The sequence below is a fragment of the Kribbella sp. NPDC003557 genome, assembly GCF_040610805.1.
In the GTDB taxonomy this organism is placed as follows: Bacteria; Actinomycetota; Actinomycetes; order Propionibacteriales; family Kribbellaceae; genus Kribbella.
Genome location: NZ_JBEXMY010000001.1, coordinates 796,257 through 808,836 on the forward strand (window position 1 = coordinate 796,257; position 12,580 = coordinate 808,836).

10 protein-coding genes and 1 pseudogene are annotated in these 12,580 nt (G+C 68.9%); 3 read left to right on the top strand and 8 right to left on the bottom strand.

Annotation, left to right across the window (positions count from 1 at the left end; genetic code table 11):
* Nucleotides 1–31 precede the first annotated feature (31 nt).
* Nucleotides 32–694 carry a hypothetical protein gene (locus ABZW60_RS03870; RefSeq protein WP_355473734.1) on the top strand — a complete coding sequence of 221 codons (663 nt, stop codon included), beginning with the start codon at nt 32–34 and terminating at the stop codon, nt 692–694.
* 107 nt (nt 695–801) lie between these two features.
* Here ABZW60_RS03870 and ABZW60_RS03875 read toward each other — a convergent pair whose 3' ends face one another.
* From ABZW60_RS03875 to ABZW60_RS03900, 6 genes are all read right to left on the bottom strand, one after another.
* Nucleotides 802–2,079 (bottom strand): thymidine phosphorylase, encoded by a 1,278-nt coding sequence (locus ABZW60_RS03875; protein ID WP_355473736.1) that lies wholly within the window; start codon nt 2,077–2,079, stop codon nt 802–804.
* Nucleotides 2,079–2,462, bottom strand: a complete 384-nt coding sequence (locus ABZW60_RS03880) for a cytidine deaminase (protein ID WP_355473738.1) — start codon at nt 2,460–2,462, stop codon at nt 2,079–2,081. Before ABZW60_RS03880 ends, ABZW60_RS03875 begins: the two co-directional genes overlap by 1 nt.
* 22 nt (nt 2,463–2,484) lie before the next feature.
* Complete coding sequence (locus ABZW60_RS03885; protein ID WP_355473739.1) at nt 2,485–3,774, bottom strand: ABC transporter permease; 1,290 nt, start codon at nt 3,772–3,774, stop codon at nt 2,485–2,487.
* Nucleotides 3,771–4,967 carry an ABC transporter permease gene (locus tag ABZW60_RS03890; protein ID WP_355473741.1) on the bottom strand — a complete coding sequence of 399 codons (1,197 nt, stop codon included), beginning with the start codon at nt 4,965–4,967 and terminating at the stop codon, nt 3,771–3,773. The genes ABZW60_RS03885 and ABZW60_RS03890 overlap by 4 nt, the downstream gene beginning before the upstream one ends.
* A complete protein-coding gene (locus tag ABZW60_RS03895) occupies nt 4,967–6,517 on the bottom strand; it encodes an ABC transporter ATP-binding protein (protein WP_355473742.1) in 1,551 nt (516 codons plus the stop codon). Before ABZW60_RS03895 ends, ABZW60_RS03890 begins: the two co-directional genes overlap by 1 nt.
* Nucleotides 6,518–6,614: 97 nt before the next feature.
* Nucleotides 6,615–7,691, bottom strand: a complete 1,077-nt coding sequence (locus ABZW60_RS03900; RefSeq protein WP_355473744.1) for a BMP family ABC transporter substrate-binding protein — start codon at nt 7,689–7,691, stop codon at nt 6,615–6,617.
* 299 nt (nt 7,692–7,990) lie between these two features.
* Here ABZW60_RS03900 and ABZW60_RS03905 point away from each other — a divergent pair, with 299 nt between their 5' ends.
* Together ABZW60_RS03905 and ABZW60_RS03910 are read left to right on the top strand one after the other, a co-directional pair.
* Nucleotides 7,991–9,172, top strand: coding sequence for an amidohydrolase (locus tag ABZW60_RS03905; RefSeq protein WP_355473746.1), 1,182 nt, complete (start codon nt 7,991–7,993; stop codon nt 9,170–9,172).
* 530 nt (nt 9,173–9,702) lie between these two features.
* A complete protein-coding gene (locus ABZW60_RS03910; protein WP_355473748.1) occupies nt 9,703–10,494 on the top strand; it encodes an alpha/beta hydrolase in 792 nt (263 codons plus the stop codon).
* 176 nt (nt 10,495–10,670) lie between these two features.
* Here ABZW60_RS03910 and ABZW60_RS03915 read toward each other — a convergent pair.
* A pseudogene (locus ABZW60_RS03915) lies at nt 10,671–11,459 on the bottom strand (nucleotidyl transferase AbiEii/AbiGii toxin family protein); the annotation flags it as partial.
* A 16-nt stretch (nt 11,460–11,475) separates the two neighbouring features.
* Entirely contained in the window at nt 11,476–12,225 is a 750-nt protein-coding gene (locus ABZW60_RS03920; protein WP_355473750.1) for a type IV toxin-antitoxin system AbiEi family antitoxin domain-containing protein, read from the bottom strand.
* Nucleotides 12,226–12,580 lie beyond the last annotated feature (355 nt).

A 12,580-nucleotide genomic window follows, 5' to 3' on the forward strand; every position in this document is an offset into this window, starting at 1 on the left:
AAGTTCACCAACTTCTGTTGGTATCGGTGCCGTGAGACGGAATCCGTCGGGCGTCGCCGTGATAGTGACCGCCTTCGTGCTGGGCGTGACCGCCTGCGGGAGCGAGGAGGGCGCCTCGGCGAGCGCTGCCCAGACCCCGGCCGCGAAGCACTCCGCACTCTCCGGATCGGTGGGCAAGCCGGCCAAGAGCGCCCTCGCCGCACTGGCCGCACTCCCTCGTGGTTACGTCGCCGACGCGCGCAACGCCCCGGGTCCTTTCACCGCGACGGCCTACTTGAGCACCTGGTCGGCTGACCCGGCGCTGGACCGTGCGCTGCTGCTCAACGCGAGCTTCGTCGAGGGCTACCGGGCGACTCGCCTCAGCCCGGACAAGAAGAAGCGCTACACCGTGCAGCTGTTCAAGACCGGCTCCCCCGCCAAGGCGAAAGCACTGCAGCAGGGCCTCTGGACTCAGGACGTCCACGACCACCCGTTCACGGTCCCGCACGCCCTCTCCGACGCCCGGGTCGAGTACGACGGCAGCACGGACCAGTCGATCGCGATCGCCGAGGCCAGCCTCGCGGTCGGCGCCGTGGTCGTCGAGCTCACCGTCCGCGAGTCCGGCGCCCTGGGCACCAACCTCACCCCGGACACCACCCTGGTCACCGCCCTGGCGAACGAACAACACACCCGCCTGACCGCAACCACCAACTGACAGGCCGGCCCGTTCACGCGAACGGATATCCCCTCGTGTTGGGGGTTCTTCGCTCGCACACCGACGAAGAACCCCCAAGAACAGGGGATATCCGTTCGAGTTGCAGGTCAGGCGGTGATGCGGTCCAGGATCAGTGGGCCGTGCTCGTACGACTCGGCGACCTCCACCGCGTCTGCCAGCGACTCGAGGGCGCGCTCGATGCGGCTGGGGTCGTCGGTGTGCAGGGTCAGGAGCGGCTGCCCCTCGGTGACCTGGTCGCCCGGCTTGGCGTGCAGCTCCACGCCGGCCACCGCCGATACCGGGTCCTCCTTGCGTGCCCGCCCCGCACCGAGCCGCCAGGCCGCGACCCCGACCGCGAGCGCGTCGAGCTTGGACAGGACACCGGACGCCGGAGCGGGTACGACGTGCTGCTCGGGAGCGACCGGGAGCTCCGCGGACGGGTCGCCGCCCTGTGCCGAGATCATCGCGCGCCACGCGTCCATCGCCGTACCGTCGCGCAGCTTCTCGGCGGGGTCGACATCGGTGACACCGGCCGCGGCCAGCATCTCCTTGGCCAGGGCAACGGTCAGCTCGACCACGTCGGCCGGGCCGCCGCCGGCCAGCACCTCGACCGATTCGCGAACCTCCAGGGCGTTTCCGGCGGTCAGCCCCAGCGGAACTGACATGTCGGTGAGCAGGGCCACGGTCTTCACGCCGGCATCGGTGCCCAGCGCAACCATGGTCTCGGCGAGCTCGCGGGCGTCCTTCAGGTCCTTCATGAACGCGCCGGAGCCGACCTTCACGTCCAGCACCAGCGCACCGGTGCCCTCGGCGATCTTCTTGCTCATGATCGAGCTGGCGATCAGCGGGATCGCCTCGACCGTGCCGGTCACGTCGCGCAGCGCGTACAGCTTCTTGTCCGCGGGCGCCAGGCCGTCACCGGCCGCACAGATCACCGCGCCGACGTCCTCGAGCTGCTGCATCAGCTCGTCGTTCGACAGCGACGCCCGCCAGCCGGGGATCGACTCCAGCTTGTCCAGCGTGCCGCCGGTGTGCCCGAGGCCGCGGCCGGACAACTGCGGTACGGCGACGCCGCAGGCCGCCACCAACGGGGCCAACGGCAACGTGATCTTGTCACCGACACCACCGGTCGAGTGCTTGTCCGCGGTCGGCCGGCTCAGCGTGCCGAAGTCCATCCGCTCGCCGGACGCGATCATCGCCGCCGTCCAGCGGGCGATCTCGCGCCGGTTCATACCGTTCAGCAGGATCGCCATCGCCAGCGCGGACATCTGCTCGTCGGCGACGTCACCCTTGGTGTAGGCGTCGATCACCCAGTCGATCGCGCCGTCGCTGAGCTCGCCGGAGTCCCGCTTGGTCCGGATCACATCCACCGCGTCGAAGCTCATTACTCCTCCAGGAACTCGGGCCCGAACGCGTCGGGCAGCAACTCCCGCAGCGGCCGGATCCCGGTCGTCGTCTCGACCAGCAGGCTCGGCCCGCCGTTCTCGTGCAGCAACTGCCGGCACCGTCCGCACGGCGTCAGCAGGTGCCCGTGCCGGTCCACGCAGGTGAACGCGACCAGCCGGCCGCCACCGGTCCGGTGCAGCTCCGACACCAGCCCGCACTCGGCGCAGAGCGTGATCCCGTAGGACGCGTTCTCCACGTTGCACCCGGCAACCACCCGGCCGTCGTCGACCAGCGCGGCCGCCCCGACCGGGAAGCCGGAGTACGGCGCATAGGCCCGGCCCATCACCTCGACCGCGGTGGCCCGGAGGGCCTCCCAGTCCACCGGGCCCGCGCCGCCGTCGGGGCTATTCGGTGACGTAGGGCTCACCGTCGGCCTTCGGTGCTCTGACCCGGCCCACCAGCCCGGCCACCGCGATGATGGTCGCCAGGTACGGCGCCATCAGCAGCAGCTCGCCCGGGATCGGGGTCTGGATGATCTGCAGCTGGGACTGCAGCTGCGTCGCGAAGCCGAAGAACAGTGCCGCGACCATCGCGCCGATCGGGTGCCAGCGGCCCATGATCAGCGCGGCCAGCGCGATGAACCCGTTGCCCGCGGTCATCTCCTTGCTGAACGAACCGGCGTACCCGACGGTGAAGAACGCGCCGCCGAGCCCGGCGAGGATGCCGGCCGCGAGCACCGCGGAGTACCGGATCCGCTTGACCTTGATACCGACCGTGTCGGCCGCCTTGGGGTGCTCGCCGACCGCCCGGATCCGCAGGCCCCAGCGGGTCTGGAAGAGCACGAACGTGACGACCGCGACCGCCAGGTAGGTCAGGTACACCAGGATCGTCTGGTTGAACAGGATCGGCCCGATGAACGGGATGTCGGCCAGGCCCGGGATCTTCACCGCCGACAGCACGTTCGGCGTGTTCAGCTTCTCCGCCTCCGGCTGCATGAACTGGTCGAAGAGGAAGCCGGTGATGCCGGTCGCGAACACCACCAGGACGACGCCGAGCACGACCTGGTTGACCAGGTACTTGATCGAGAACACGGCCAGCAGCCAGGCCATCACCACACCGCTGGCGGCCGCCGCGATCAGCGCCGCGGTGGCGCTGTTCGTCGTACTCGACACCAGCGCCGCGGTGAAGGCGCCGACCAGGAACTGGCCCTCGATCGCGATGTTGATGACACCGGCCCGCTCACACATCACCCCGGCGAGCGCGCCGAGGATCAGCGGGGTCGCGAAGTTCAGCGTGCCCTGGAACTGGTTCGCCAGCGGGAAGGTCTTGCCCGCGGCCGCCCAGCACAGGAAGGCGCCGATGAAGCAGATCCCGAGCAGCGTCGCCAGGTACCCGGAGTAGGACTGCGGGACCCGGCGCAGGAGGTACGCGCCGGCCGCGATGATGCCGATGATTCCGAGGACCAGGGCGACCGGTTGGGCGGGCAGACCGAGCAGGTTGTTCTGCAGGTCGCCGGAGACCAGCTGGAAAGTCGCCTTGCCGCCCTTGGTGAAGGCAGCCAGGGCGAGACCGATCAGCGCGAACACCAGCATCACGCCACCGACCCGCAGCCGGCGGGTGCGGTCGGCCGGGGCCTCGATGGCCTGCGGCTTGGGTGCCGCCGCGGGAACACTGTCCGGAGTCGTCTCGGTCATCCGTTCCAGCCTTTCGCGAGCACTGCGCCGGCGCCGCGTTCCTTCGGCAGGAACCGGAAGATCGAGCGCACCAGCGCCGGGGCCGCGACGAACAGCACGATCACGGCCTGCAGGACAGTGGTCAGGGTCAGCGGCGTCTGCGTCACCAGCTGCATCTGCAGACCGCCCGCGTTCAGCGCGCCGAAGAGCAGACCGGCCAGCACGGTGCCGAGCGGCGTACCGCGGCCGAGCAGCGCGACCGTGATCGCGTCGAACCCGACCGAGGCCGCGACCCCGTCGGTCAGCGGCAGGTCGGTGCCGAGCACCTGCTGGGTCCCGGCCAGGCCGGCGAGCGCGCCGGCCACGACCATCGCGATCACGTACGCCCGGCCGACCGACATCCCGGCCGTCCGGGACGCGTCCGCGTTCGCGCCGACCGCCCGCAGCTCGAAGCCGATCGTCGAGCGGTTCAGCAGCCACCAGACGAAGACCGCGGCGAGCAGCGCCAGGAAGAACCCGATGTGCAGCCGGGTGCCGCCGATCTGCGGGTACTGCGCGTTCGCGTCGACGATCGGCGAGATCGGGTCGGTCCGCCCCGGCCGCCGGAACGTCGTCGTGGTCAGCAGCCAGGCGAGCAGGTAGATCGCGACGTAGTTCAGCATGATCGTCACGATCACCTCGTGCGCGCCGGTCCGGGCCTTCAGCAGGCCGACCACGCCGCCCCAGATCGCCCCGCCGACCAGACCGGCGACGATCGCCACGATCAGGTGCAGGACCGGCGGCAGGTGCCACGCGAACCCGACGTACGCCGCGAAGATCGCACCCACGATCAGCTGGCCCTGGGCACCGATGTTGAACAGCCCGGTACGGAACGCCAGCGAGACCGCGAGACCGCCGCAGATCAGTGGCGTTGCCTGGGTCAACGACTCGCTGATCGCCGTCCAGCTGCCGAACGCGCCGATCGCCAGCGCCTTGTACGCCTCGCCGACCGCGCTCACCGCGGCCGAGACGGTGTCCATCGGCGCGGCCCCGAAGTACTTGACCGCCGCCTGCACCTGGTCGTCGCCGACGATGATCAGGATCGCCCCGACCAGCAGGGCCAGCACGATCGCGCTCAGCGAGACCAGGCCCTGGACCGCCCAGTTCGGCAGGCCGGACCCGCGCGGCTCCGTCGCGGGCGCGGGCGCCGGCGCAACCTCTGTCTCAGTGCTCATCAGATGGTTCCCAGGGTCGTCGGGTGTTCGATCGCCTCGTCGTGCGCCTCCGCCTTCGACGCGCCGGCCATCATCAGGCCCAGCTCGTCGCGCGGCGTGTCGGACGGTACGACGCCGACCACCTTGCCGCGGTACATCACCGCGATCCGGTCCGCCAGCGCGGCGATCTCGTCGAGCTCGGTCGACACGATCAGCACCGCCGTCCCGCGGTCGCGCTCCTCCACGATCCGGCCGTGCAGGAACTCGATCGAGCCGACGTCCACACCGCGGGTCGGCTGCGAGGCGACCAGCAGCCGCAGCGGGCGGGACAGTTCGCGGGCCAGCACGACCTTCTGCTGGTTGCCGCCGGACAGCGACGACACCGGCAGGTCGATGCCCTGGGTACGGATGTCGAACTCCTCCACCCGGGCCTGCGCGTTCTTGTCGATCTCGTCGGTGCGCAGCGCCAGCCCCTTGCCGAACGGCGGCTTGCGGAACAGGTCGAGGACCAGGTTCTCGGCCACCGAGAAGGAGTCCACGAACCCGTCGTGCCAGCGGTCCTCGGGGACGTACCCGATCCCCGCGTCGAGTCGTTGCCGGGTGCTCCGGCCGGTCAGCTCCTGCCCGTCCAGCGAGATCTTCCCGGCCGCGATCGGCGTCAGGCCCAGCAGTGCCTCGGCGAGCTCGGTCTGACCGTTGCCCTGGACACCGGCCACCGCGAGGATCTCGCCGGCCCGCACCTCGAGGTCGACGTCGTCGACGGCGGTGAACCCACGCTCGTCGATCACGGTCAGCCCCTCGACCCGTAGGACGGCGTCCTTCGGCGCGGCCGGCTCCTTGTCCACCACCAGGTCGACCGCGCGGCCGACCATCAGCTCGGCGAGCTCCTCCTCGGACGCGGACGGCTCGGCCTGGCCGACCACCTTGCCGCGGCGGATCACGGTGATCTTGTCCGCGATCGCCTTGACCTCTTTGAGCTTGTGGGTGATGAAGACGATCGAGGTGCCGTTCTCCTTGAGCTGGCGCATCACGCCGATCAGCTCGTCGATCTCGGCCGGGGTGAGCACCGCGGTCGGCTCGTCCAGGATCAGCACGCTGGCGTCGTTCACCAGTGCCTTGATGATCTCCACCCGCTGCTGCACGCCGACCGGGATGTCCTCGACCAGCGCCTCGGGGTCGACCTCGAAGCCGTACCGGTCGGACAGCTCGCTGACCACGGCGTGGGCCTTCTTCCGGTCCAGGACGCCGCCGGCCCGGGTGTTCTCCCGGCCGAGCATGATGTTCTCCGCGACGGTGAACACCGGGACCAGCATGAAGTGCTGGTGCACCATGCCGATGCCGTGCTTGATCGCGTCGCTCGGCGAGGTGATCTGCACCTTCTCGCCGTCGATCACGATCTCGCCCGAGTCGGGCTGCAGCAGCCCGTACAGCATGTTCATCAGCGTGCTCTTGCCGGCGCCGTTCTCACCGAGCAGGCAGTGGATCTCCCCCGGCTCGATGACCAGGTCGATGTGGTCGTTGGCGACCAGCGAGCCGAAGCTCTTGGTCAGACCGGAAAGCTCGAGGTGCATACGGGCAGCCTCCCCTTCAGACGGCGAGCCAGGAAGGCGCGACCTGTGGGTCTGCTGCCTTCCTGGCTCGCACCGTACTACGCAAGTGCGTCGTGGTTCAGGAGGCCTTCGGCTGAACCTTCGACTGGACGGTGATCTTGCCGCTGATGATGTCGGCCTTGATCTGCTCCAGCTCCGACTTCACGTCGGCCGGGATCTTGCTGTCGAACTCGTGGAACGGCGCCAGCGCCGTACCGTTGTTCTGCAGCGTGCCGGTGAACTGGGTGTTGTCGAACTTGTTGTCGACGACCGAGACGACCGCGTCCTTCACGGCCACGTCCATGCCCTTCTCGACGCTGCTCAGCAGCACCGAGCAGTACTCCGCGGCGCTGATGCAACCGTCGGTGTCGACCCAGATCGCGTTCACCTTGCCGTTGCTGGCCTTGGCCGCCTGCAGACCGCCCAGACCGGACGGGCCGGCCACCGGGAAGATCACGTCGGCGCCCTGGGTGATCAGGTTCTGCGCGTTGTTCTGGCCCTTGGCCTTGTCCTCGAAGTCACCGGTGAACAGACCCGCCTGCTTGGCGTCGTCCCAGCCCAGGACCTGGACGTTCTTGCCCTTCTGCTGGTTGTAGTAGCGCACGCCCTCGGCGAAGCCGTCCATGAAGATCGTCACGGTCGGGATCTTCAGACCGCCGAAGGTGCCGACCTTGCCGGACTTCGACATCGCGGCGGCCAGGTAGCCGGCCTGGAAGCTGGACTGCGCGGTGTTGAACAGCAGCGGCTTCAGGTTCGGGATCGGCTTGGCCGGGGCCGAGTCGACGATCGCGAACTTGATGTTCGGGTTGGCCGTGGCCGCCTTCTCGGTGGCGTCCTCGAGCTTGAAGCCGACGGCGACGATGACGTTGCACTTGGCGTTGACCATCGCGGTCATGTTGGTCGGGTAGTCGTTGTCAGACTTCGACTCGGCCTTGACCTCGGTCAGGCCCTTCTCCTTCACCGCGTCCTGCAGGCCCTTGTACGAGGTCTGGTTGAACGACTTGTCGTCGAAACCCCCCGAGTCGGAGACCATGCAGGCCTTGAAGTCCTTGTTGGCGCTGCCGCCTGCGTTGTCCTCGGTCGGCTTGCTGCCACAAGCGGCGACGGCAAGCGTCACGACGCCCACGATCGCCGTTCCCCGCACGTACTTCTTCACCGGACGTCTCCTTCGTCGACCAGATTCTTTTACCTGCCGCACGCCTTCCCCCACGTGCCGCATCCGCAGACTATAGGGCGACCCCCGTCCTTCTTTGAACGTCAAGCAGGCCTCGATACCGGAAAGTGACCGGCGTTTGCGTCACATTTCGACAACTTCTCCGGTGCGCTCACCCGGTGCTGCCTGGACGTCACGGTGCGCACGCTCCGTGGTTGCGCTCACGGTGCGTGTCCGTGACGGGCGGTGACCGGCGGGGAGCGGCCCGTCGGGCGGTGGTTGCGGGATGAAACAATCGCGGGATGAGTCATCAGTTGCTGGTCGCGGACGTCCTGGCGCGCGTCGAAGCGGTGCGCGAGGACATGGTCGAGGTACGGCGCGACCTGCACGCGCACCCGGAGCTCGGGTGGCACGAGGTCCGGACGACCGAGCTGCTCGAGAAGCGGCTCGTCGACGCCGGGCTGTCGCCGCGGGTGCTGCCGACCGGGACCGGGCTGATCTGCGACATCGGCTCCGGCGACACCTGCGTCGCGCTGCGCGCCGACATCGACGCCCTGCCGGTGTCGGACGGCGTCGGGGCGCCGTGGCGCTCGACCGTCGACGGCGTGGCGCACGCGTGCGGCCATGACGTCCACACGGCGTCCCTGCTCGGTTCGGCGCTGGTGCTGGCCGGGATGGCGCGCGACGGGCAGCTCAACCGGCGGGTCCGGGTGATCTTCCAGCCGGCCGAGGAGGTCATGCCCGGCGGCGCGCTCGGGGTGATCGCGGCCGGCGGGCTCGACGGCGTACGGCGGATCTACGGCCTGCACTGCGACCCGCGGCTCCAGGTCGGGCAGGTCGGCCTGCGGGTCGGCGCGCTGACCGCCGCCGCCGACAAGCTGCTGGTCCGGCTCACCGGGCCCGGTGGTCACACCTCGCGGCCGCACCTGACCGCTGACCTCGTCTACGCGCTCGCGACGCTGGTCACCGAACTGCCCGCCGCCCTCTCCCGCCGGGTCGACCCGCGCGCCGGCATGTCGCTTGTCTGGGGCCGCATCACGTCCGGCTCCGCCGCCAACGCGATCCCGTCCCGCGGCGAGGCCGAAGGCACCCTGCGCTGCCTCGACGTCGACGCCTGGCGCCTCGCCGACGAGCTCATCCCGTCGCTGGCCGCGCAGATCGTCGAGCCGTACGGCGTCGAGGTCGACACCGAGGTCACCCACGGCGTACCGCCGGTGATGAACGACGCGATCGCGATCAACGTCCTCCAGAACGCCGTCCACCAGACCCTCGGCTCCAGCGCCGTCGCCCCCACCGACCAGAGCCTCGGCGGCGAGGACTTCGCCTGGTACCTGGAACACGTCCCCGGCGCCATGGCCCGCCTCGGCGTCCGCCCACCCACCCAGCAAACCGCCGCCGACCTCCACACCCCCGGCTTCACCCCCTCCGAAGAAGCCATCACCGTAGGCACCACAATCCTCACCTCCACCGCCCTGCTCGACTGAGCCAACCCGCCTCCGGCGGGGTGCACAACACGCACTGCGGCGAATGCCCTGCCGTCAGGCGCCGTGGTTCGCCGGGAAGGACACCGCTTCGCGGCGGCAGTCCTTTGCCGCCTTCGGCGGGTGCTCAGCACGCGCTGTCTGCGGATGCCCTGCCTTCAGGCTCTGTCCGCGCCCCCGCGGCCGCCGTTCGCCGCCTCGAGCAGGTGCGCGGCACGCGCTGCCGTGGATACCTTGCCGTCAGGCGTCGTCCGTCGCCTGACCCGTCGGCACCACCTGCACGGTACGTATGCCCGACGACATCGCCTCACGCGCCGTCGCCCAACGCGGCAGCCGGCGACCCTATCCCAGCTAGCGCACCAGTTCGGCGCCAACCGCACCCGCACGACACCATCACCTGCGCAGCCCGCCGACCGCGGCACGAAGACGGGCCCGGCCAGCGGACCGCGCCAGGTTCTGCCGGCGTCCTTTGTCGGGCAGGTGTTGGAAGTTGTGCAGACTGCGTGCGGGTGTGTGCGCTATCGTCCGCAAGCATGTTCGGTGTGCGAGGTAAGACAGCTCATCTGGCGTGGTACCGGACCGACGACTCGGCGGCTGAGGTTGCTTTCCTGCATGGGTTCTCGGACTCGGCGCAGTGCTGGGAGCCGCTCCTCGGTGAGATGCCAGGGGTTCGGGCGCTGGCGATCGACGCGCGGGGGCATGGTGAGTCGGGGCTACCTGAGGAGCCCGTGCGGTACACGGCGCACCGCGACGACACCGCACTCGTACTGGCGGACCAGCCCGGAGACGGCGGAATAGTCGTGGTCGGTCACTCGATGGGCGCGATGTCGGCCGCCTACCTGGCCGCGGCGAGACCGGACCTCGTGCGTGCAGTCGTACTGGAGGACCCGCCCACCGGAGAGTCGCCGGCCCGCCGCAACGACGTACCGTGGTCCGAGCCGCAGTGGCTCGCGGACGTCCGGGCGCTCGACCTGCCGGCCCGGATCGCGCGGGGCCGGTCCAACGACCCCGACTGGTCCGACGACGAGTTCGAGCCCTGGGCTGTCTCGAAGGCGCAAGTCAACCCGCACCTCTTCGACCTGCCGTACCAGGACCCCGCGCCGCTGACCGACCTTCTGGCCGAGATCACCTGCCCGGTACTCCTGATCCACGGCGACACCAACCGCGGTTCCCTCATCTCCACCGAGTACGCCGCCCGGTGCGCCCAGGCCGCGGCCGGCGACTTCCAAGCGGTACACATCCCCAACGCCGGCCACTCAGTACGCCGCGACAACCGCCCGCGGTACCTCGCAGCCCTCACCTCCTTCCTGAACCACCACCGCTGACCCTTCGGCACCAGCCCGGATCTGGCGCACCGCCATTGCCAGGACCGCTGGTCTGGTTCCCAGGTTCCGCTGGTGCGATGGCCGGCGAGGAGCTCGTCCAAGCATCTGCCGGAAAAGGCGAGGGCTGCGTCGAGATTCCAATAGGCCCGTGGATACTCCGCGAAGCTCGCCGCAGCCCGAGTAAACCCTGTGGCCCAGTCTTCACCCGGTGCTTGAATCCTCTCCGGCAAGACCATCCGGCGTCGCCCGGCTTCCCGGTCCAAGACCTTCGTCAGCCGGCGCGCATCGAACGGGATCGCCGCGACGATCCGTACGATGTCGGCCAGATCGCGATAGCGGCTCGAGGTCGCTCCGTTCGAGCCGTAGCGCTCGTAGAGCGCACAGATCTTGTCGGCAAGGTGATGCTCGATCGGCGTTGTAGGGACCGTAGGCAGATCCCGAAGCGTCTCGTGATCGATGACCGGCTTCAAAGGCACCTGGTCGACCGGGGCGTCGAGGTGGCGACGAACGGTGAGGTCGACGCTGAAGCTCTCAAAGACGTGGCCGCCCAGCAGAGCACGAGCTTTCACCTTGGCCGTTTCGGCGCCGTAGCCGGCGGGATCGACCTCCCGATGGATCGTCACTGAGGCAAGTTCGAACTCGAACGGATCGGCGTGATACGGCTGACCGGCGAATCGGCGGAGCTCGGCCAGGATCTCCTCGGAGTCGATCCAGGGCGTCTCGCGGGCCAGATCGATGTCCTGCGTGAAACGGCCGCCGCCGGTCCGGATCAGCAGTGCATTGCCGCCCAGCAGCACGAATGGTGCGTCGTGGTTCTGGAAGATGCGGCTGAGGAAGATCGCGAAGATGTACTGCTTGCGGATCGGATCGGCCGCGACGCCGCGATTCCTGGCCTCGTTCGCCAATTTGGTCCCGAGGGATGCCCGGAGGCGATTCAGTTCCAGCTGAGTCGGTCGTTGCGCCATCGTCGGCGTCCCCGGTTCAACGCCGCTGTTCGCCGGCGAGGTGCTCGGCCACGGCGTGGCTTACGAGGTCTTGGAATTGAGGCGTGCGGAGCAGCTCCTCCTGCAATTGCGGGGCCATCAGCTCCAGAAGCCAGGTGTCCGGACGGAAGTCAGTTGCCTTGAGCGCTGCGCGAAGCAATGCGTTGCCACTGGGAGCTCTGAGCGAGCCGGCCGCCGGCTCGAGTGCCTGTGCGAGGGCCGCCGCACCGACTTCTTTGGAGGCGATTGCATCTCGTATTGCGACGGCGAGGTGATCGAAATCGATGCCGCCTGTGGCCAGATCTCCCACGGTACGAGCGACAGTGGTCACCGGTAAGCCGTCGACCCACGTGACGTCGCCCTCCGGCAGATCGCGCTTGCGGTACCGCGTGTCGGGTTGCGTGGTCTGCCGGCGAACGGCGCTGGTGAATTCGTACTTTGCGGGCAACAGATCGCCGATCCCATGTACGGCTGCCGCGGACTCACCAGACACCACAGCCAGCGGCTGCTCACCTGCCGGCTGACTGGCGGTCGACAGCCAGGCCGCCCGCACACCCTGCAACGACCCGGCGTCGGCCGAAGGCAACGCGTAGACACCATGCCGCACACGCTGAACCGTGCCGCGGCCGGCGAGGCGAGAGAGCTGCATCTTGGACACACCTGCCTCGTGCGCCTGCGCCGTAGTCACCAGACCCCACTGACTGGAACCGAGAAGCTCCAACGACTCCAGAACATCTAAGGTTCGCACGATTCTCACCTCCTATGCTCTGATGGTAACGCCGGTGGCGTTACTTTTCGAGTCGATGTGGCTCAGCGGCTTCTTTGAAGGTAACACGCATGCCTGTCACGTCGGAGCGGGCTCACGGCAGGCGGCTCAACAGTTGAAGGGGATCCTCAGTTGGAAGAGCAAGCAGCACGTCGCAGCCATGGGCGACCGCCCCGTCCAGCGACTTCGTCTGACGCGCAACCGAGCCGTCAGGCGCATGAACTCGCTCCGGTTCGCAGGCCGCCGGGCAGCGACATGACCCTCCGGAACCTGCTGCGGACGTCCGTCGGTTTCCCGAGCCTTCACGACTGCGCACCGTGCAGGTCGGCTCTCGTCA